Below are 21109 nucleotides of genomic sequence, written 5' to 3' on the forward strand. Positions count from 1 at the left end.
TTTTTATATCTTCCCGCTACAACCGAGGACATTTCTGATTTTGTGCTGCACAACCTTCTTTACCGCATTCCTTGCCTCTCCCAAGTACTTCCTCGGGTCGAACTCCGCCGGGTTTTCAGCTAAATATTTGCGCAAAACCGCGGTTACCGCAAGGCGCAAGTCCGTATCAATGTTTATCTTACAAATTCCCATGGTAGCCGCTTTTCTGAGCATTTCTTCAGGCACTCCCTTAGCGCCCGGTATATCACCTCCATATTTGTTACACATTTCAACATAGTCAGACAGGACCGAAGATGCACCGTGAAGCACGAGCGGGAATCCCGGCAATTTTTCCGTTATCTTTTTCAGCCTTTCAAAGTCAAGATATGGTTCGCCTTTGAACTTGTAAGCCCCATGGCTGGTGCCTATCGCTATGGCGAGGGAATCCACCCCTGTTCTTTCAACAAACTCCACAGCCTGATCCGGGTCCGTAAATGTTGCTTCTCTTTCGTTCACTTTCACGTTATCTTCTACCCCTGCCAGCCTACCCAGTTCGCCCTCCACCATAACTCCTCTTTCGTGGGCATACTCTACCACCCTTTTGGTAAGCGCTATGTTTTCTTCAAATGGAAGCCGAGACCCGTCGATCATCACCGAAGTAAAGCCATCATCGATGCAGGCCTTGCATATTTCAAAATCCTCGCCGTGGTCAAGGTGAAGTACTATGGGAAGTCCTGAATCTTGCGCCGCTGCTTCCACCAGCTTCTTGAGGTAAACGGGCTTTGCGTATTTTCTCGCTCCTGCCGATACCTGCAATATCAGCGGCGCTCTTTCTTCCTTTGCGGCTTCCACTATCCCCTGGATGATCTCCATGTTATTGACGTTAAATGCTCCAATTGCATACCCGCCTTCGTAAGCTTTTTTGAACATCTCTTTAGACGTAACAAGCGGCATTTTAGATCCCTCCACCTAGTTTTTTCAATTCGATATGATTATATAATAAATTTGGATCAATGTATATCTATACAGCCCTAAAATGATATAATCTAAATGAAAATAAAATCCAGGGAGGCCTTGCAAAAATGCCTCTGGAAACAAGAAAACCCGCAACAAGAGCTATCCTGGCTGGTTTGATATCGGAAGGTTCCGAGCAGCAAACATTGGAGGAACTTGCACTTCTTGCTAAAACTGCCGGGGCCGAAGTGCTTGCGAAAGTCGCCCAAAAGCGCCCCAGCAAGGACCCGGCGTACTACCTGGGTCTCGGGAAGGTCCGCGGAATTGCACAAACGGCGGAACTCTTGGGCGCAAATGCGGTTATCTTTGACGACGACCTTACCCCCGTGCAGGTCAGAAATCTCGAAGATATTATAGGGACGCAAATAATCGACAGAACGACCTTGATCCTGGACATCTTTGCACAAAGAGCAAGGTCTTTGGAAGGTAAAATCCAGGTAGAACTTGCCCAGCTTCAGCACCTGCTGCCGAGGCTCACCGGAAAGGGCGTAGAACTTTCCCGGGAAGGCGGCGGTATAGGCACCCGGGGCCCCGGCGAAACGAAGCTGGAGACGGACCGGCGGCATATCCGGCGCAGAATTTCTTATTTAAAAAGGGAGCTTGAAAGGATAAGAAAAAATCGGGAACTTTTAAGGAGCTCGAGAAAATACCCAGTTGTAAGCCTTGTCGGTTACACCAATGCCGGAAAATCCACATTGATGAACGCTCTCACGGGAGCCGGAGTATCTGCCAACGACCGGTTGTTCGACACCCTTGACACTACAACTAGAGCACTGGTACTTCCCGATGGTCGGAAGGTGCTGCTATCGGATACGGTTGGATTTATAAGGAAGCTTTCGCACGAAATAGTGGAAGCGTTTAAAGCTACTTTAGAAGAAGTAAAGGAATCAGACCTTCTTATAATCGTTGCAGATGCATCCAGCTCCTTTGTTGAAAAGGAGATTGAAACCGTAAGAAGGGTGCTTAAAGAGATCCAAGCCGGGGATATCCCGTCCATCCTGGCCCTTAACAAAATGGATAAAATAGATAATTTAGACTTACTAAAGCCCTTAATTAACGACAAAAACACAGTGGAGATTTCTGCCATTAAAGGAACCAACGTAGATATACTGCTAAAAAAAATATGCGAACTTCTGCCTCAAAACCGCATGTACGCTTCGATTATGATTCCATACAAATACGGTTTTTTACTCGACGATATTTACGAAAACGGCAAGGTGGAGCGGGAAGAATACAGACCCGAAGGAATCGAAATCGAAGGAATGATCGATTCCATTTTGCTGAGGAAACTGCGCAAATACCTTTCCGATAAAAGTCGTTCAGAAAGGCCTAAGTGAACATTACAATAAATTAAGCTTTAAGAAAATCTAAAATCCCATTTCTATCTTTGCTAAAAAATATAACGGAGCAGTATCTTGACTAGTAGAGAAAAATATGCTACCATAATTGATGCAAGTCGCTGCGGGATGGTGTAACGGTAGCACCCATGACTCTGGATCATGTTGTCCAGGTTCGAATCCTGGTCCCGCAGCCATGGCCCTATCGTCTAGTGGTCCAGGACGCCGCCCTCTCACGGCGGAAACCGGGGTTCGAGTCCCCGTAGGGCTACCAAAGCTTGAAAATCAAGGTTTTTACGGATTAACCCCCTTTAAAGAGTCCGGAAACTCAAAAGGGGGTTTTTATTTTTATCATCTTACACCTTTAATGCCTTTATAAGATTTTTCAAGCTTTTAAACCTTTGGCAATCCACATAAGATACAAAAAGACTCCATAAAGGTAGGGCGTATAAATATACGGCATAAAAAATGCTGCTTCTTGGTGCACCTATAGTGGTTAGAGGAAAAACAGAAGCTATGCTCCATGGTATGAGCGCACTAATAACAATTACCGAGTTTGCCAGAAAGACTGCCAGTTTTTCACGGTCTTTGAACATCCCCTCAGTTATCTCGTAAGTAAGCATAGTGGCAAGGGTCTGATTACAACTCAGAGCTACTGTTATCACAGAAACCACCAAAACTGCAGCAAAATCGGTGCTGCATTGCGCCAAAGCAAAGCTCCACCGCTTTATTTTGTTCAGCAGATTGGTCTTGCGGAAGATGCCGAAATAAGAAGAAGAAATAACTATTATAAGCATCGTATTGAACATTGATATGATTCCGCCGCCGTTTATCAATTGGCCGAGTCCTGGATTCACAGAGCGATACCCCATCAACATATATCTAATCAGTTCGTAACCACTTACCTTTTGGCAAAAGATACATACCAAGACGCTTGTTATAATGCTGCAAAGAATCGTCACTTTTATGTTAAAACGCATCATTGTAAATAATAAAATAACCGCCGCGGGCAGGAGCACTACCGGTGTTAAATTAAAGGTTTGAGCTAAAAACGAGAGTTTTTCTGCAGTAATCTTCGAGCTCCCATCAAAGCTTCCTTTTGCGGCATAAAAGATTACAGCGAAGATAAAAGGTATTATTGCCGTCTTCATCATGTTGGCAACGTTCCTGTTGATATTTGTCCCAGTAAGTTCGCTCACCAATAAGGCACTTGATGACATGGGAGAACATCTGTCTCCGAAAAATACACCCGACAAGATGGCTCCTCCTAAATAAAAATCCTGAATGCCCAAGGCTTTTCCAGTCATCATGCAGATAATTCCCATGGTGCTGACCGTCCCAAATGCAGTCCCCGTCAGAAAAGATACCAACGAACACAGAAGGAAAGAAAATAAAATAAAAAATCTTGGGTCAATCGCCGATACTGTATAATAGATTATGAAAGGAACTGTGCCACCGGCTCGCCAAAGGGCTGTTAGCATTCCGATTAGAGTAAATACAATGAGGATGATTCGGGCTTCTTTTACGCCGGCAAGCATCATAACCATGACTTCCCTAAGAGAAAACTTCTGACATAGAGCATAAATCGCAAAAAGAATCAATCCCGCGAAGAGGGCAATAAAAACCGATATTTTATTTGCAATGCAAAATATAAGTACAAACGAAAAGACCGAAAGTGTTAGCACTTCAGCCATCATATCGCCGCTTTCAAATAAGATTAAAGCCATCGCCTTCTTGCAATATTGAATCAGCTTTCTTCTTTTCCACCATAAGCCTAATACGGCAGAAGGAACAAATCTCAGATGTGGTAACTTGCCCGCATATCTTGCATTCATTTAATTTAACGGGCTCCGAATATTTTTCAAAAAATTTTCTTCCTTTCTTATAAAAATTTGTAAGAAATCGCTGTTTCGTACCTGGGCTTTCATCTTCCAATTTATTGAGAATTTCTTTGTACAATATCGAACTTGCACCTAAAGCATGGGGACACTCCTCGTGGATGAATTCAATACCGTTAAATAAAACATAGGCTAGATTTTCCCTTTCTGTCAACGTGAATAAAGGCTTTACCTTTTTTACCAGCTTGGGATGGGTGCTCGGAAGCACTGGCGATTGACGAGCAAGATACCCCTCCTGCCAGCTCAGTACATTTCCGAGAAGGGTTGCCGCCTCATCGTCCAAATTGTGACCGGTCGCCACCGCGTCAAATCCGCCGTCTTGAGCAACCTTGTTAAAAAGATACCTTTTTATCGTCCCACACAAAGAGCAGGTGCTGCGGCGGATTTCCCGCGCTAAAGCCGGGATGCTAAAACCGTATTCTTTTTCGATGTTCTTTATAATGACCGGCGCATTGTTTGCTTGAGAAAATTTTTCTACTACTTCCTGTGACCTGTCCGAATAGGCCGATATGCCGAGATTGATGTACATACCCGTTACGTTGTATCCCAATTTTAATAATATATGCCATAAAGCCATGCTGTCCTTCCCACCGGAAACCACTACAAGGATCCGGTCCTTTGGCTTAAACATTTTTTCCCTTTTGACATTCCGCTTTACCTGTTCAGAATAATATATCCGAAAGCAATTGCTGCAAAAAGCCGTGTTATGCCTTTTCAAGTATATTTCTGCCTTTTCCTTGCACCTACGGCAGAGCACTCAAATCCCCCCTTATCCTCCGGATATCGCAGATAGCACTTCAACCACATCTTCCTCGTTTAGCTTTTCGTCAGGTGTCAGCATTTTGCCGTTTCTCAATACCAGATTGGATTCGAGGCTGAAGTTTAATTCTTCGGCCAACTGCTTTACTGTTTTTATGCCCTTCACCTCGACTTCTTTTCGAAACGGCATCTTAAAAATGACCTTCATGCTCCTTACTCCTTTCCGGTTATACTGCACATTTTATTATTTCCCTGTTTCAGATATTTTCAGCAATTCCTTAGAAATAATCTTCTCACCGTTGTCTATTATACCTTCTTTTATAATTTTGTTCAAACATTAAGGCAGGTACATAATCAAGTCACCTGCCCTTTGCTTTTTCATTTAATAGTCAACTATCTGTAATACTCCTTAAACGCTTTCTCCATTTCCCTCTGGGCGTCCCTGCGCTTTATATCTTCCCTTTTGTCGTACAACGTTTTTCCTTTCGCGACCGCCAATTCGACCTTTACAAGACCCCTTTCATTCAAGTAAACCCTTAGGGGTATCAACGTCACTCCTTTTTCCTTGACAAGACCGTAGAGCCTGTCTATCTCTTTTCGGTGCATCAGGAGCTTTCTGGGCCTTAATGGGTCTTTGTTGTGTATGTTTCCCTTCTCATACGGGCTTATGTGCATGTTATAGAGGTAAAGCTCCCCTTTTTCCACCCGCGCAAAGCTGTCCTTCAAATTGGCCTTGCCTTCTCTCAAAGATTTTACTTCAGTCCCGGCAAGTGCAATGCCGGCTTCATAAGTCTCTAGAATATGGTAATCGTGTCTTGCCTTCCGGTTGGTCACCAAATCTCGGCTTGCCCTTTCTCTCAAATCTCTCGCCCCCTTCTAGTCCAGTTTCTCTTCAAAAATAAAGTCTATCTGCCGTTCATTTTTGTTCACCCTGGCAACCCGTACTTTCACACGATCTCCTATCTTGAAAACTTTTTTCGTCCTTTCGCCTCTTAAGGTTATTGATTTTTCGTCGAACCGGTAAAAATCGTCTTCCAAAGTGCTTACGTGGACCAGGCCTTCTACGGTGTTTTCCAGCTCCACAAAAAAGCCGAAAGGGGTGACGCTGGATATTATGCCGGTGAAGACTTCGCCTATTTTCCCTGCCATGTACTCCGCCATTTTGAGTTCCACGGTCTCCCGTTCCGCTTCTTCTGCTATCCGCTCCCTTTCTGAAGAATGTTTTGCTATCCGACCCAATACCTCGTTCAAGTACTCCATACGCCCTTCATCCAACTTGCCTTCCAGTTGCTCCCTTAAGATGCGGTGAATGACCAGATCCGGATAACGGCGAATCGGTGATGTAAAGTGAGTATAATAATGGGACGCCAGTCCGAAATGCCCTAAATTCTCTTCGCTGTAACGAGCTCTCTTAAGTGACCTTAAGAGCACCGTGTTTACCACTCGCTCCTCGGGCTTCCCCTTCACCGCCTCCAAAATCTGCTGCAGGGCTTTCGGCTTTATGTTTTTTATGCCTTTTATCGAGTATCCGAGATTGTGCAAAAACTCCTGCAGGGCGTACATCTTTTCCATGTCAGGTATCTCGTGCACCCTGTACACAAAGGGGACTTTCAGCCAGTAGATATGCTCGGCTATGACCTCATTGGCTGCCAGCATAAACTCTTCAATTATTCTTTCTCCCGTGCGCCTTTTCTCTTTCCTTATTTCCACAGGACGTCCGTTTTCGTCCAGGATAACTTTCGCTTCCTCGAAATTGAAGTCCAAGCTTCCCCTTTCAAACCGCTTACGATTTAATTTTGCCGCGAGTTCTTCCATCAGCTTAAAATCTTCAAGAAGGTACTCATAACGTTTTATGGTTTCTTCGTCATTTTCCTCCAAAATTTTGTTGACAGCAGTATAGGTCATGCGCTCGCAGGTTCTGATGACACTCGGAGTTATCTGGTAACTTTTTACCCTGGCGCTCTCGTCAAAATCGATGATTACGCTCATCGTAAGGCGCGGGACCTTCGGATTTAGACTGCATATCCCATTGGAAAGTTTGGGAGGCAGCATCGGTATCACCCGGTCCACAAGGTACACGCTGCAGCCCCTTTTTCTTGCTTCTTTATCCAAAGGAGTGTCTTCCTCTACGTAATAACTTACATCGGCTATGTGGACTCCCAATCTATAGCCGCCGGCTATTTTTTTTATCGATACCGCGTCATCAAGGTCTTTCGCATCTTCGCCGTCTATGGTCACTATTTTTTCGCTTCTTAAGTCCAATCTTCCTTTTAGTTCCTCATCGGTTATTTCTTCCGATATCTGTTCGGCCTGCCTAAGGACTTTCTCCGGGAATTCCATAGGCAGGTTGTATTTTTTTATAACCGCCAGCACGTCAATGCCCGGCTCGTCCTCGTAACCCAATATCTCAGTCACGCGACCTTCGGGGTTTCGCCGCCCTTCGGGCCATCTTGTTATGCTCACCACCACTTTTTGGCCCGATTTTGCCCCCGCCGTGTCGCTTTTGGGCACGAAAACGTCAAAGTAAAATCTCTTGTCGTCCGGAGTTACAAAGGCAAACTGCTTTCCGCACTCGATAGTGCCCACAATCCTCGTGGACGCCCTTTTCAGTATCCGGACGACTTCTCCTTCGAGTCTCCCTTCGGACGGTTTGAAAAGCGGCCTGACTATTACTCGGTCGCCGTGTACAGCGCCGTTCAGGTTCTCCAGCCCGATGTATATATCTTCCATTTCGGGATTGTCCGGAATCAAAAAGGCATATCCTTTGGGGTTGCCTTCCAAGTGCCCTACTACCAGGTTCATCCTTTCGGGAAGACCGTACCTGTCCTTTCTGTTCTTAACCACAAGGCCTTCCTTTTCCATGGACTGAAGGGTCTTAAGTAATAGGTCCGCCTCCTTTATGTCAAGATCCAACGCTGCCAGTATTTCCCCTTCGGTCATAGGCCTATATCCTTCACTTTTCATCAGTTCAAGAATTTTATCCTTCAGTTTCAGTGTTGTATCCCCCTCCGATGAATTTTCTGCAAAACTCCTTAGGTAGTTTTCCCAATCTTTTCATTCATTTTACACCTTTGCTCCATTTTTTGCAAGTTTTCAAGGCTTTCGCTGAAAACCTATATTAAAAGTGCTATTCCGACTGCGGCCAAAATCCCCATAAATCCACCAAAATAAAAGGGCACCTGTGCTCCAAAGGCATTCCACAAAGCTCCTGCTATTAGAGAAGCAGGCAAAAGGCCTATGCCCACCAAAGTGGCGTGGAGCCCAATCATAGTCCCTCTTACGTTTTCCGGTGCTATATCGGAGATAAAGGCCTTTTCTACGCCTTCGGTAAACGCCATGTAAAGCCCGTAAGCAGCAAAAAGCGCCCATATAGAGGCAGGCGTGCTTGCCAGTGCAAAACCCAAGTATACTAGGCAGTAAACCACATATCCGGCCACTATCAATGCCTTCCTGCCAATTCGGTCGGAAATAGCTCCCGCAGGATATGAAGCGGCATTGTATACCAGGTTATACGTAAGGTAAAGAAGGAGTATAGTTTTTGCATCAAATCCCACATCTTTTGCCCTTAAAAGCAGGAACTGGTTCGAGGAGTTGCCTAAGGTGAATATGAACATCAGGACAAGAAAGGATTTCAACCGGCGGTCCAGGGCGTTCCAGTTAAGGGATGGCTTTTCTTTACTTATTTTGGCAGCTCCCCTTTCCCGGACGAAAAATAAAGCCATCACGCCCATAATTGCCGGAATCAGGGAGTAGAGGAATATCTGGCGGAAATCGACATGCTGTCTGGATATGAAGTAATAGGCCAGTAGAACTCCAATCGTCGCCCCAAGGGTATCCATAGTCCTGTGGAGCCCGAAAGCCCTGCCGCGGGTTTCTTCTGAAGACGATTCGGCTATGAGGGCGTCCCGGGGAGCGGTTCTTATTCCCTTGCCGAATCTGTCGATGACTCTCCCTGCGAGTACTGCCGGCCAGGAAAAAGCTGTGTAAAGGAGAATCTTTCCCAAAGTTGAAGCGCCGTACCCGGCTATGGCAAAGGGCTTGCGGCGTTTTATCCTGTCCGAGAAGTAACCTGAAAAAACTTTCAGCAAACTCGCCAGGCTTTCTGCAATTCCCTCGATGGTCCCGACAATAAGTGGGGTAGCTCCTAGCTTGGTAGTAAGAAAAAAGGGCAGCAAAGGATAGACCATTTCCGTGCTTATGTCCGTTAAAAGGCTTGTAATACCGAGTAGAATTATGTTGAACATTACATTGATCCCTCCATCTTGTAAACTTTCTGGGCAAAATCGGCAAATTCTCTTCTACACTCTTCCAGAATCTCTTGTGCTCTTGCACTTAAGGGTGCTCCGAAAAAATCCCTCGCTTTTATTTTGTCAAACCATCGAAGGAGCTTTTCTAGCTCCTCTTCGTTTTCTTCAAGTTCTGCAAAGGTGAAATTTTCCCGGTCTGTCTCTTTCTTGAGTTCCGCAAAAAAGTCGCCGCATTTTTCAATGAGCTCCTCGTACTCTTTATTCCGCTGGGCATTGAAGGATTTAATAAGATTTTCGACGTCACCTTCCGATACCGTCTCTACCTCGAATAGATGGGCTTCGCCTCCCGCAGACCTGATCTCCCCGGCAAAATCCAAAAGCTCCTTTTTCAAACTATCCAGCAAAGGGCATATAGCTGCTGATTGTTGAAGGTAAAGGGCCCCTATTTCCTTCATCTTGCGCCAGGCTTTTACTCTGAGGGTCGACGGCTCTACAGGCACTCTGTAGATAAGCATCAACCACTTCCGGTCACTATCGGTCACTTTAATACCTCCTTATTGCAACATTTGTTTTCATAAATTATTGTAACAAATGTTTCATAAAAAACAACCATTCCTTATTGTTTTAGGAAAAAATATTTCAGGCTGAAGGACTGACTTATTACCAGAATTTTAACAATATGTTGTTATAACCTTGATTTATTCAATAAATCGGTTAAAATTTCTTATGGAGGTGAACGGTTTTGAAATGCATCATAACGAAAAATAAAGCTTTATGTACGTGTACTTACGAGCCATGCCCCCGCAAGGGACGATGCTGCGAGTGCTTGCATTACCACCGAAGAAATGGAGAACTGCCCGCATGTTACTTTTCGAAGGAAGCCGAAAAGACTTACGATAGGTCTATAGAATTTTTTATTGAGGATTATAATTCGAAACACTGATTCAAAAAAAATCCGCTTTTAGGCTTGAACCTAAAAGCGGATTTGTCATTATTCTTCGACAACCTTCTCGTAAAAACCTTTTGGATGGTCGCATGCCGGGCATTTCTCCGGCGGTTCTGTTCCCTCATGTATGTACCCGCAGTTTCGGCAGCGCCATTTGACCGGCTTTTCGCTCTTGAAAAGGGTACCCTCTTTCAGCTCAGAAAGCAGCTTGCGGTATCTTTCCTCGTGGACCTTCTCAACTTCTGCCACTTTCTCAAAACGTTCGGCGATTTCATGAAAACCCTCTTCTCTCGCAATTTTTGCAAATTCCTTGTACATGCTGGTCCATTCGTAGTTCTCGCCTGCCGCAGCTTCTTGTAAATTTTTGGCAGTATCGCCGATGAGTCCTAGATATTTTGCCCACACTTTTGCGTGTTCTTTCTCATTTTCTGCCGTTTCCATAAAAATAGCGGCAATTTTCTCGTAACCTTCTTTTTTTGCTATAGAGGCAAAATAAGTATATTTGTTCCTTGCCTGAGATTCGCCGGCAAAAGCTTCCCACAGATTTTTTTCAGTTCTTGTACCTTTTAATTCCATGAAACATCCTCCTTAATAGTAATTATTACTATTTTCTATTATTATACATTATTATTTTTCAAATTTCAAGAGCCAAAAATTTTTTCTTACCCTTCACTGCCATCCTGCTTCTGCGCAAAAAATTTAAATATTTCCATTGGCAGGGGGAATATTACCGTGGAATTCTTTTCCACCGCAATTTCGCTCAAAGTTTGAAGCTGTCTTAGCTGCAGTGCTCCGGGGTTTTTTGAAATAATACTCGCTGCCTCCGAAAGCTTTTCTGCCGCCTGAAGTTCACCTTCTGCTCTTATTATCTTGGCTCTTCTTTCCCTTTCAGCTTCAGCCTGCTTTGCCATGGCCCTTTTCATCTCTTCCGGAAGCTCGATAGATTTAATTTCTGTCGCTGTTACTTTAACGCCCCACGGGTCTGTTGCCCTGTCCAATTCCTCCCTCAACATTTCATTTAATTCTTGGCGCTTTGCCAATATATCGTCCAAATCGTATTTTCCCAATATCGCTCTCAAAATGGTTTGAGCAAGGAGGCTGGTTGCATTGAAGTAATTTTGAACTTTCAAAACAGCAAGCTCCGGTTGTAACACATTAAAATAAACGACAGCGTCAATTAATACTGGGATATTGTCCTTGGTTATAATTTCCTGTCGAGGCACGTCTATGGTAGCAGTCCTCAAGTCGACCACCAGCAATCGGTCTATCCCAAAAGGCATTATTACGTTTATACCCGGCCCTACTACGTAAGCGAATTTGCCAAACCTCAAAAGAACCCCCCGCTGGTACTCGTTTACGATTTTAATCGTATTTGTCATCAACGAGATTAGCACCGCAAGTAAAACAAAAGACACAACGGGGTTTCCCATCATAAGCGAAGCAAGGAAGATTACAGCAGATATAGCCGAAGTAAAAGCGATAACGGACGTTCTCTTTGAGTTAACGGCAAAACCTATCCACAAAACTATGAGTAAGATCTCCACAAGTAGCATTACGAAGTTTACCGTCTTAAAAACACTCTCGAAAGGATAAAAAATAAAATTCATAAGAAAGCCTCCTTTTTTGTATAAAGTCACACAATATAATTCTTCCTTTTATTTTAGCATTTTATTTCCACATTTATAACCAAAAAATATCAGCGGACTTAATTTCTTTTCATTGTTTTTACAATAAATTAATTGAAATCATAGCGACAATATTATTATAATAGCTATATACTGACTCTAGTTAGGAGTGAAAATAATGGCATCAATAGTAAATAACGGGGTAAGACAAGAGCTCTTCGAAGAAATAATTCGAGATTTTAATAATTCTTCCTTTTCACAGTTAATGGGCTTTAAATTGATCGAATTAGGAAATGGTATCTCAGCCATTGAATTCCGACCGAGTAAAGTGTTATTAAATATTATGGGTATACTACACGGGGGCGTATCAGCAGCACTTTGTGATACCGCGATGGGAATTTCAATAAAAACATTGGGCAAAACTTCGGTCACTGTGGAAATGAAAATCAATTACTTAATTCCCGTAAATCTAGGAGAAAAAGTGAAGGCTTACGGAAAAGTAATTAAAGTCGGGGAAAATATCTGTGTAGCAGAAAGTGAAATAATAAATGCAAACAACAAGATTGCCGCTAAAGCGGTTGGAACTTATTTTATTCTCAAAAGTAAATAAAACTTTTCATACAAAAATATGCCCACTGAGCGTAATAAATTTCTCAGTGGGCATTTTAAAATCAAATCATTTATTTATATTACTTAAATCACTATCCTCCTGCTGCTATTGGGACCAAAAATATTTCGTCGCCATCTTTTAGTTTTGTATCTTTCCCCTCCAAAAAGGCAATATTTTTGCCATTTACCATTACGACCTGGGAAAGCTCCCTGTTCGATTTGAAAAGGAATTTTTCCATCGGTTCTCCGTATTCCGTTTTTAAGTATGTCAAAAAGTCATTTACTGTAGCGCCTTCCGGCAAGTAAATTATTTTTTCATGAGCACCTACGATCTTCGCGATTTCAGAACCTGTAATTACCTTTATCTTTATCAATTAGAGACACCCCAACTTTTTCAGGTCCTCAGCAACGTATTCCAGGCCCAATTCTCTGAGCTTTTCTTCAGTGGGAATTCCGTTTTTGTTCCAACCTCTTGCCTCATAATATTCATCAAGCATCATATCTAGATGCTCTGGCGGGATGTAGGAGCCCTTCGAGCCACCTTCCTTCAAGGGCTCTTTAAGTATCCTTTCAGGGAAAGTGTCGTCCTTTCTGCTTATGCCTTCTCTCACATTAAATGCCCTTGCAATGTTATTTATCCTTTCGCCTACCTTCATGACATCTTCGGCGGTGAAATCATAGCCGCATACAGCGTTGAAGAGTTCTGCCATATGCTCTAATGGCCCGGGCATGTAGTGAGCGTCAAATACAAAGTTGCACATAACTGCTGCATCGCAGCAGGCAGCCTTTGCATCCTGGTTCCACTTGGTAATCCTTCCCTTGCCCTTCGGGTCCAGTCTATCTACAGGCTCAGGAACCGGCGAACCAAATACATCCTGCGAAGCATAACCCTTGTTGTGGTCCGCTCCGGTATAAGTCGTCGCAAAGCTAAATCCATGGGTCTTTAAAGCTCTCGGGTCATATCCGGGCATTTCTATTCCCTTTATTATCATAGCGTATTTTTCGGCTCCTCTTCCGATTTTTTCTGCAGCCGCTTTCGAACCATCGGCAAGTACCGCACCGAAACCTTCCCTGTAAGCCATCTGGCGAATAAGCTCCAGCATCGCTTCTTCATTTCCGAATTTCAATTCCAATCCGCCCGTGTCCTCTTTTGTAATAATTCCTCTTTCATATAGTTCCATAGCAAAACCTATAGTTACACCGGTCGAAATGCTGTCAAGCCCCAATTCGTTGCACAGCCTGTCTCCGTATATAATGGCGTCCACGTTGTCTATTCCGCACTGTGCTCCTAATGCGAATACGGTTTCATACTCCGGAGGCGATACTGTCCCTTTATACCGCCCTTCTTTGACCAGCCTTACCTGGGTACAAGCTACCGGACAACCGTAGCAAGGCTCTTTTCCTATCTTTTTCGCAGACAGTGTAGCTATTCCAAGGCCTGGGACGGGATTCCACTCACCGGTAGCGCTGAAGTTTTTAGCGGGGCAAGCACCCAATCCCCAAAGAATTTCTATGACTGAGGATGTTCCGTGTTGACCCAGGGCCGGGTAAAGACCTGGTGCTTCCTTGAATGCTTTTAACATTTTTGCGTGAACTTCCTTAAAGGCATCTTCCGAGGCAATTGATACCTTCTTTGTACCTTTTACTGCTATGGCTTTCAGATTTTTAGAAGCCATTACAGTTCCGGTTCCACGCCGACCGAAAGCACGATTTCTATCATTCATTATCGAAGCAATCTTGGACATATTTTCCGCAGCCGGGCCTATTGATGCAACCCTTATGTTGTGGTCATTTAGCCAAGTCTTTATGAGATGCTCGCAATCATGGGTGGTAGTGCCCCACAGTTTGTCTGCCGGCCTGAATTCCACCTGGTCATCTTTTATATATAGGTATACCGGCTCTTCTGATTTCCCTTCGATTATCAGCACATCATGTCCGGTATTTTTGAATTCCACCGGAAAATGCCCGCCAGAGAGCGACAAACACACTATCCCTGTCAAAGGAGACTTGGTCGCCAAAGCCAATCTGCTGGTAGAAGGTGTCCTGGTTCCGGTAAGAGGCCCGGTAGCAAAAATAAGCTTGTTTTCCGGGCTCAAAGGATCCGTTCCCGCAGGTACTTCATCGTAAAGATATTTAATTCCAACGCCTGCACCGCCTATAAAATCCTTTGCAACTTTTTCGGACAACGGTTCAACTTTGTAAGTTTTGTTCGTCAAATTTACCCTAAGAACCTTGCCCCAGTATCCGCCATACATTTTTTATCTACCTCCATATTTTTAAAATTTTTTTCCTAGATAAATCAGTTATTTAACGTTAAGCATCAACTTTCAAAGATGCTTTCGTTTTTGCATTTTTAGAGACTCCCCAGAAGAAAGCTATCAATCCCATTATTGCAAAGTGGATAGCCCCAACTATAAATGCGTTAGTATTAATGTTGCTTCCCAACATAGCAGCCAATGGGGTTATAAAATAGGGGCAAAGGAAAGAGCCTAGGTTCTGCCCGGCGGTAACCAGAGATATCGCCATTGGAACGGAAGCCGGGTTAACAGAAGAACTAGTGCCAACCATTATACTTGCAAATATAGTAGTAACTGCAAAACCATAAATTAGACTTCCAACGTAAACCATGAAAATGTTGCTTGCATAAGCTATAATTAGATACGATAAAACACCCATGAAAAATCCTATCGCAAGGCTGATATTCTTTGCCGCCTGCATCAGCTTTCCGAATACAAATCCCATTAAGAATCCTCCGATAGCGAAGATCATTGTAGCTTGACCTGCATCCGCTGCAGTGCCGACGTTCTTTTCGCTAATCAAAAATGCCAGGTAAGTAGCTAAAATCATTCCCGAAATAAAGTAAGCAAACATCGTGAATATCCAACCATAAGCTCCTGCTACGTTAACTTTTTCCGGCGCTTTTCCTTCCTGCCCTCCTGCAGCCCTCATCGGCTTAACATTAGGTAGCCAGGCTGCAACGCAGATAAGTGAAATCAATGCTATTAAGTGCACGAAAAATGTCATATTCCAACCCATCATGGCAAGGTATCCGCTTATCAACACCATTGCTGCGCAACCTAACATCTGGGCAGAAGTCAATTGCCCCATGACATTTGCCCTTTCGTCACCTTCGAAATTGGCAGCCACCATTGCCGGGGATAAAGCCTGCGCTGCCGCTACTCCAAACCCGAAAATTGCTCTCATAACCAGTATCGCTGAGAAAGAATTCATAAATGCAGGGACTATTCCTCCAACCAAGAAACAGAGTACTCCCACTAGAACTAAAGTTTTAATTGGCACGTACTCCTGAAGTTTACCAATTATTGGCGTTGCCACTATTATTACCAAGCAAGGTATTGTGATTAAAAGCTGTATGGAAGTCTGAGGTACATCGCTGAAGTGCTGCCCTATGACTGCAAGCCCGCTTGCTATGGCCATTGCCCCCATCATCAAAATACCCACGCTGAAAATAGCAAGCTTTACCATGCCTTTAGATTGTTCCATAAACGATACCCCCCATCAAATTTTTTAAAGACTTACGAGGGCTCTATTAGGAGGCAAAAGCCTCCTAATATTAACTCCTAAATGCACCAAGATAAACTTTTTCGCATTCTTCTTCGGTGGTCTTTTTGGGATTATTCATCCCTGAATTGTCGCGAACGGCTTCCTTAACCATAGCAGGTACTTTATCCTTTGTTACATTTACATCATCCAAATATTTAGGAATTCCTAAGTCTGAAATCAACTGCTCCACAAGCTCTACTGACTTTTCTGCAGCTTTTTCTACAGAAAGGTCGCGAATATCTGCTCCCATAAACATTGCGATATCAGCATATTTTTGATAGCAGGCATCCATGTTAAACCTCATCGTATGGGGCAGCATTATGGCATTCGCCAGGCCGTGGGGTATGCCGAATTGGGCACTCAGTTGGTGTGCCGTTTGGTGGCATAAACCCAGTCCGTTTACGTTGAAGGCAAACCCTGCCATCATCGAAGCTTCCAACATAGCAGCCCTAGCATTTATATCCTTGCCGTCCTTTACAGCTCTCCTGAGATTTTTAGAAATCATCCTAATTGCCTGAAGCGCCGCACCATTTGCAGCTTCAAAATCCACCACTGAAACGTAAGATTCTATGGCGTGAGTAAGGGCATCTATCCCGGTATAAGCCGTTGCAGCAGGTGGCAATGACACCGTTAATTCAGGGTCTAGTATGGACACATTGGGCACTATAAAGGGGCTCAAAACGCCATATTTCACGTGTCTTTTTGTATCGGTTATAACGCTAACCATTGTAACTTCAGTACCGGTGCCTGCAGTAGTTGGAATAGCAACGAGCGGAAGCACTTTTGGTCCTATCTTCGTTATGCCTCCAATTTCGATGCTGTAGTCTCCTACATATCCACCGTGGGTGTATGTAACATTTGCAGCTTTCGCTGCGTCAATGGAACTTCCTCCTCCTATAGCAACAACAGCTTCGGGTTTTCCGTCTTTCATCATTTCAACCGCATTCATCACCTGTTCTTCCGTCGGATTGGGGCTGATCCCGGAAAATACGGAAACCGAAAATCCATCCTTTTTAAGAAGTTCTACTAGTTCAGTAACCATCGGTAAAGTCTTCAAAGTCTCATCGGTAAAAACAATTACCCTCTCTTTCGCTCCCAATTCTTTGAGCTCGCTGCCAACTGTCTTTACGGCACCTACTCCCTTTACTACTTTGTTGGGCCACAATCCAAAGCCTACGCTCATTATCGACATAACAGATGACCTCCTGCTTTTTTTAATTTTCCTGAGGTTCAACTAAATCATAAATTACTGACATTAACACCTCCTTTTGCCTATCAAATTTTAAGTAAGCGTTTCATTTAGTCTTTCAACGACAAACCTTGCTACATCTGCACAAAGCCTGGCGCATCTTTCATGCATCTCAGGGGATAAGGGCTCGAAACCTGAAGCTTTACACCAATTGCCTACGGAATGAAGACACAGCTCCGAATTGCTGATACTCGTCACCATTTCATTTTTTCCTTCTGGAACGAATTTGGGAAATTCGAAGTTTTTGTACCACACCATCAATTCATTCAGTAGTTTATCTTGCGTCTTCACATCCGTAACAAGTCCTATAGCCAGGGCAGCACCTACTATGGCGCCGCAGATGGATGAGTGACCCGGAACACCTCCTTTAAATCCTTGAATGACTTCTGGCGGTATAAGATTGAAAGGATGACCTACCTCCTCTGCTAAGTAACCGATAAGGCCCGCTGCAGTACCGTAACTACACGATTTTTTCGCCTTGCAATTTTCATAAGCCCTTTTTGCCGCCACATCAGGGTCGAGCTTCTTGTAAGTGTAAGGCCAGCTCACATTGTTTCCATTGCCATCAACCATAAAATGCATCCTCCTTTTTTAACTAAAATTAAAATTATTTCACATTACTCTCCATTATCTTTTTGAGCATACCCCATTTTTCTCTAAATATGGCCTCATCCATCGTCTTAAGGTTTGGCGATATTCTTGGAGTAAACTCCATCATGGAGAGTATATCTTTTTCTAAATCAATCCCCGGAGCAATTTCGATCAATGTTAGACCTTCCGACTCCAGAGAAAATACGCATCTTTCGGTAACGTAGAGAACCGGCAACTTGGTTGATCTTGCGTAATTGCCGCTGAAGGTCACCTGCTCGACTTCATTTACAAATTTTTTTTGCTCGCCTTCTTTTACGATTTTAATCCGACCACCTTCAACTGCAATTTCAGCACCGTTCATGAAGGTACCACAAAACACAATTTTCTTGGCATTTTGACTTATGTTTATGAAACCTCCCGGGCCAATCACCCTTTTGCCGAACTTGCTAACATTGACGTTTCCGAACCTGTCTACCTGGGCAAGGCCCAGGAACGTTGCATCCAGTCCTCCACCATCGTAAAAGTCGAACATCGAAGCGTGGTCAATAGTCGCCTCACTGTTATAACAGCCTCCAAAATCCCCCCCGTAAGCTGGAATCCCGCCGAAATTCCCGAGCTCCGTAGTCATGGTCACCTGGTCTATAACTCCCTCTTCCGCCGCAACGCTTGCCACTCCCGCAGGAATTCCTATCCCTAAGTTTATGACCGTATTTGGAGCCAATTCCATAGCTGCACGGCGGGCAATAATTTTTCTCGCATCAAGCGGAAGCGACGGAATTTGCTCCAAAGGAGCTTTTATTTCCCCCGACAAGGCGGGATTGTACAACGTTACTTCAGTCTGCATGTGATTTTCGGGTTTTGCTATCACGATGTAGTCAACAAGTACCCCGGGGACCCTGACATTTTTTGGATTGAACGTATGGGCTTTCGCTACCCCAAGTACCTGCGCAATCACTATTCCCCCACTGTTTTTGGCCGCCATTGCCAGGTACAGTGCTTCCAAGATGCCCATTTCCTTTTCCATCGTCAGGTTGCCGTGCTCATCTGCATAAGTTCCGCGGATTAAAGCTACGTTAATAGGGAATTTCTTATAAAAAAGCCATTCCTCCCCATCCAACTCGATCAAATGCACTATATCTTCTTTAGTTCTCGGGCTTATTTTCCCTCCCTGAAGCCTGGGGTCCACATAAGTTCCAAGCCCTACTTTTGTTATCACTCCAGGCTTTCTCGAAGCAATTGCCCTCCAAAGCTGGCAAATTACTCCTTGCGGAAGCAGATAACATTCTATCTTATTTTGCTCAACGAGGCTTGCCATTTCGTTGGAAGCCCCGGTATGGCCGCATATCAGCCTTTTTACCATCCCTTCGTGAGCAAAATGAGTAGCACCCTTGCTTTTGTGGTCACCGCATGTACAACTGTGCACGAAAGTCAAATCTCTTGGATGTCCTGTTTTTAGAAATCTTTCTTCGACTGCGATGGCAACCTCCTCCGGCCAACCGGCAAGTCCCATAACGCTGGCGCCGACAATGTCTCCATCTTTAATCAATTCAGCAGCCCGTTCGGCGGTTATAACTTTTGACATTATCATCACCTCGCTGCATTATTTTATCCTTCGTTATAATTCTTGTATTTTTCTGTTATATAAAATATTGCAAATTATATGCCACAATTGATGTTCTTACGAAGTCCCTATTTTATCATTTTGCATTAAAAACAATGAACCTGCAGCGGTACTTTGAGTAGAGAATTAATTTTTTATTTGTACTTTTTTGAGAACATTGTATTTTGAGGAGGAATCAATGATTTTTTATAGAATTGATATATTGGAATCTTATATATAACAGAAAATTTTCTATCATCCGGAGGTGGTACTTTGCCCGTTAAAAAAAGCCGGGATAGGCCCGCCGGTTCGCCTTCGTATTTCGAACAAATTCTCGAAAACCTCCCCGACCCAATATTTTTAACCGATTCTGAAGGCAATGTTTTGCTTTCCAATTCAGCAACGGCTTATTCCATGGGGATCTCCCTGGACCAATTTTTAAAATCCAATTTAAAAGAACTTATAAAAAATGGTTATTACAATTTTTCTTACGCCCTACAGGCAGCGGAGAAAAAAGAAGTCGTAAGAGGCGAGATAACCACCTGCCTGGGTATCACTTACGATACCATCAGCACACCAGTCTTCGACAGAAAGGGTAACGTAATAGTCGTAACATGCGGCACAAAGAGAGACAAGAAAAATTCTAGCAAAAATCCTGACTTGGATGAAAGACAGAAGAGGGAGATAGATTACTTGCGAAGCTATGTATTTAACGAGGAGGCCATCGTAGCAGAAAGTAAAACAATGAAAAGGGTACTGCTCACTGCCCATACCGCGGCTCAAACAGACAGCGTAGTATTGCTCTGCGGGGAGACAGGCACAGGAAAAGAAGTCCTCGCCAAGTACATCCATAAGCACAGCAAAAGAGCTGAAGGGCCATTCATAGCAGTAAACTGTGCAGCCCTGCCAGAGACACTCGTCGAATCCGAGCTTTTTGGATACGAAAAAGGGGCTTTTACGGGTTCCTCCGAAAAGGGAAAGATAGGATTGTTCGAAGCTGCAAACGGCGGCACTTTGTTCCTGGATGAAATTTCGGAACTGCCGCTTCCTCAACAGGCAAAGCTGCTCAGAGTGCTGGAGACAAAGACCATAAGGCGCATAGGGAGCAGCCTCGAGCGCACCGTCGATTTCAGGCTTATCTGCGCTACCAATAAAAACCTTGAAAAAATGGTTGAGGAAGGCACATTCAGGAGAGATCTTTTTTACAGGATTAACGTCGTTACTATAACAATTCCCCCATTACGAGAAAGGCCGGAAGACATAGTGGCCTTATCGAAGATGTTTGTTGAACATTTTAATAAAAAATATGGAACCGATTTCAAATTAGACCCAGATACGATAAAATCCTATCTTGAGTACGATTGGCCCGGAAATGTTAGAGAACTTAGAAATGTTATAGAAAGAAGCGTAATTATTAATATGAATAAATATAACGAAGAAGACATCCCAAATATCCCAGATACTCCCGGTAAAGACTTACTTCAATATGATTATGTAAAGCTACTGGGTTTAAGCGGTACATTAAAAGATGTGCTGAAAAAAGTGGAAAAAATGTATATCAGGCATGTCTTGAGCGAAAGCGGCGGTAAAGTAGGAGTAACCGCAAAGAAGCTAGGCATATTCAGAACTGTACTGTATCGGAAGCTGAAGGAATACGGGATAGAGAAAAAAGAATTTAAAGGTTAAAAATT

20 protein-coding genes and 2 tRNA genes are annotated in these 21109 nt (G+C 43.7%); 6 read left to right on the forward strand and 16 right to left on the reverse strand.

Going from position 1 to position 21109, the window contains the following annotated elements; genetic code table 11:
• Positions 1-3: 3 nt before the first annotated feature.
• Positions 4-933, reverse strand: coding sequence for a class II fructose-1,6-bisphosphate aldolase (fba, locus tag BUB66_RS03170; RefSeq protein ID WP_073254545.1), 930 nt, complete (start codon positions 931-933; stop codon positions 4-6).
• A 128-nt stretch (positions 934-1061) separates the two neighbouring features.
• Here fba and hflX point away from each other — a divergent pair, with 128 nt between their 5' ends.
• From hflX to BUB66_RS03185, 3 genes are all read left to right on the forward strand, one after another.
• Positions 1062-2330 carry a GTPase HflX gene (gene hflX / locus BUB66_RS03175; RefSeq protein WP_073254548.1) on the forward strand — a complete coding sequence of 423 codons (1269 nt, stop codon included), beginning with the start codon at positions 1062-1064 and terminating at the stop codon, positions 2328-2330.
• Between the two features lie 123 nt (positions 2331-2453).
• A tRNA-Gln gene (locus BUB66_RS03180) sits at positions 2454-2527 on the forward strand.
• A gap of 1 nt (position 2528) precedes the next feature.
• Positions 2529-2604 (forward strand) — tRNA-Glu (locus BUB66_RS03185).
• Positions 2605-2686: 82 nt separating this feature from the next.
• Here the strand turns inward: BUB66_RS03185 and BUB66_RS03190 are convergent.
• The 7 genes from BUB66_RS03190 to BUB66_RS03220 all read right to left on the reverse strand — a co-directional run bounded on the left by BUB66_RS03190 (position 2687) and on the right by BUB66_RS03220 (position 9776).
• Positions 2687-4057, reverse strand: coding sequence for a Na+/H+ antiporter NhaC family protein (locus BUB66_RS03190; RefSeq protein WP_159431496.1), 1371 nt, complete (start codon positions 4055-4057; stop codon positions 2687-2689).
• Positions 4038-4985: a PP-loop family protein gene (locus BUB66_RS03195; protein ID WP_073254551.1), complete on the reverse strand. Its 948-nt coding sequence runs from the start codon at positions 4983-4985 to the stop codon at positions 4038-4040. The genes BUB66_RS03190 and BUB66_RS03195 overlap by 20 nt, the downstream gene beginning before the upstream one ends.
• A 12-nt stretch (positions 4986-4997) precedes the next feature.
• Positions 4998-5195 (reverse strand): MoaD/ThiS family protein, encoded by a 198-nt coding sequence (locus BUB66_RS03200; protein ID WP_073254554.1) that lies wholly within the window; start codon positions 5193-5195, stop codon positions 4998-5000.
• Positions 5196-5380: 185 nt separating this feature from the next.
• Positions 5381-5848: an SsrA-binding protein SmpB gene (smpB, locus tag BUB66_RS03205; protein ID WP_073254557.1), complete on the reverse strand. Its 468-nt coding sequence runs from the start codon at positions 5846-5848 to the stop codon at positions 5381-5383.
• A 15-nt stretch (positions 5849-5863) separates the two neighbouring features.
• Positions 5864-7981 (reverse strand): ribonuclease R, encoded by a 2118-nt coding sequence (rnr, locus tag BUB66_RS03210; protein ID WP_073254560.1) that lies wholly within the window; start codon positions 7979-7981, stop codon positions 5864-5866.
• Positions 7982-8100: 119 nt separating this feature from the next.
• Complete coding sequence (locus tag BUB66_RS03215) at positions 8101-9231, reverse strand: MFS transporter (protein ID WP_073254563.1); 1131 nt, start codon at positions 9229-9231, stop codon at positions 8101-8103.
• Positions 9231-9776, reverse strand: coding sequence for a Chromate resistance protein ChrB (locus BUB66_RS03220; protein WP_084098668.1), 546 nt, complete (start codon positions 9774-9776; stop codon positions 9231-9233). The genes BUB66_RS03215 and BUB66_RS03220 overlap by 1 nt, the downstream gene beginning before the upstream one ends.
• 200 nt (positions 9777-9976) lie before the next feature.
• Here BUB66_RS03220 and BUB66_RS12490 point away from each other — a divergent pair, with 200 nt between their 5' ends.
• Positions 9977-10177, forward strand: coding sequence for a DUF6485 family protein (locus BUB66_RS12490; RefSeq protein ID WP_073254566.1), 201 nt, complete (start codon positions 9977-9979; stop codon positions 10175-10177).
• A gap of 48 nt (positions 10178-10225) precedes the next feature.
• On the opposite strand, the gene rbr is transcribed toward BUB66_RS12490, so the two are convergent.
• Together rbr and BUB66_RS03235 are read right to left on the reverse strand one after the other, a co-directional pair.
• Positions 10226-10756: a rubrerythrin gene (gene rbr / locus BUB66_RS03230; protein WP_073254569.1), complete on the reverse strand. Its 531-nt coding sequence runs from the start codon at positions 10754-10756 to the stop codon at positions 10226-10228.
• 86 nt (positions 10757-10842) lie between these two features.
• The gene (locus BUB66_RS03235) at positions 10843-11787 is read right to left on the reverse strand and encodes a slipin family protein (RefSeq protein ID WP_073254572.1); all 945 of its coding nucleotides are present in this window, start codon (positions 11785-11787) and stop codon (positions 10843-10845) included.
• 196 nt (positions 11788-11983) lie between these two features.
• On the opposite strand from BUB66_RS03235, the gene BUB66_RS03240 reads away from it, so the two are divergent.
• Positions 11984-12415: a PaaI family thioesterase gene (locus BUB66_RS03240; protein ID WP_073254575.1), complete on the forward strand. Its 432-nt coding sequence runs from the start codon at positions 11984-11986 to the stop codon at positions 12413-12415.
• A 91-nt stretch (positions 12416-12506) separates the two neighbouring features.
• Here BUB66_RS03240 and BUB66_RS03245 read toward each other — a convergent pair whose 3' ends face one another.
• The 6 genes from BUB66_RS03245 to BUB66_RS03270 form a co-directional block, all read right to left on the reverse strand.
• Positions 12507-12788, reverse strand: a complete 282-nt coding sequence (locus BUB66_RS03245; RefSeq protein WP_073254578.1) for a MoaD/ThiS family protein — start codon at positions 12786-12788, stop codon at positions 12507-12509.
• Positions 12789-14669 carry an aldehyde ferredoxin oxidoreductase family protein gene (locus BUB66_RS03250; protein WP_073254581.1) on the reverse strand — a complete coding sequence of 627 codons (1881 nt, stop codon included), beginning with the start codon at positions 14667-14669 and terminating at the stop codon, positions 12789-12791.
• Positions 14670-14727: 58 nt separating this feature from the next.
• Positions 14728-15918, reverse strand: a complete 1191-nt coding sequence (locus BUB66_RS03255; protein WP_073254584.1) for an MFS transporter — start codon at positions 15916-15918, stop codon at positions 14728-14730.
• Positions 15919-15988: 70 nt separating this feature from the next.
• Positions 15989-17170 (reverse strand): iron-containing alcohol dehydrogenase, encoded by a 1182-nt coding sequence (locus tag BUB66_RS03260; protein ID WP_084098671.1) that lies wholly within the window; start codon positions 17168-17170, stop codon positions 15989-15991.
• 90 nt (positions 17171-17260) lie between these two features.
• Positions 17261-17800, reverse strand: a complete 540-nt coding sequence (locus BUB66_RS03265; protein ID WP_073254587.1) for a C-GCAxxG-C-C family protein — start codon at positions 17798-17800, stop codon at positions 17261-17263.
• Between the two features lie 34 nt (positions 17801-17834).
• On the reverse strand, positions 17835-19400 hold the full coding sequence (locus BUB66_RS03270) for an acyl CoA:acetate/3-ketoacid CoA transferase (protein ID WP_073254590.1): 1566 nt from the start codon (positions 19398-19400) through the stop codon (positions 17835-17837).
• 291 nt (positions 19401-19691) lie between these two features.
• Here BUB66_RS03270 and BUB66_RS03275 point away from each other — a divergent pair, with 291 nt between their 5' ends.
• Positions 19692-21104 carry a sigma-54 interaction domain-containing protein gene (locus tag BUB66_RS03275; protein WP_073254593.1) on the forward strand — a complete coding sequence of 471 codons (1413 nt, stop codon included), beginning with the start codon at positions 19692-19694 and terminating at the stop codon, positions 21102-21104.
• Positions 21105-21109: the final 5 nt, after the last annotated feature.

This window comes from Caldanaerovirga acetigignens (assembly GCF_900142995.1).
Classification (GTDB): Bacteria; Bacillota; Thermosediminibacteria; order Thermosediminibacterales; family Thermosediminibacteraceae; genus Fervidicola; species Fervidicola acetigignens.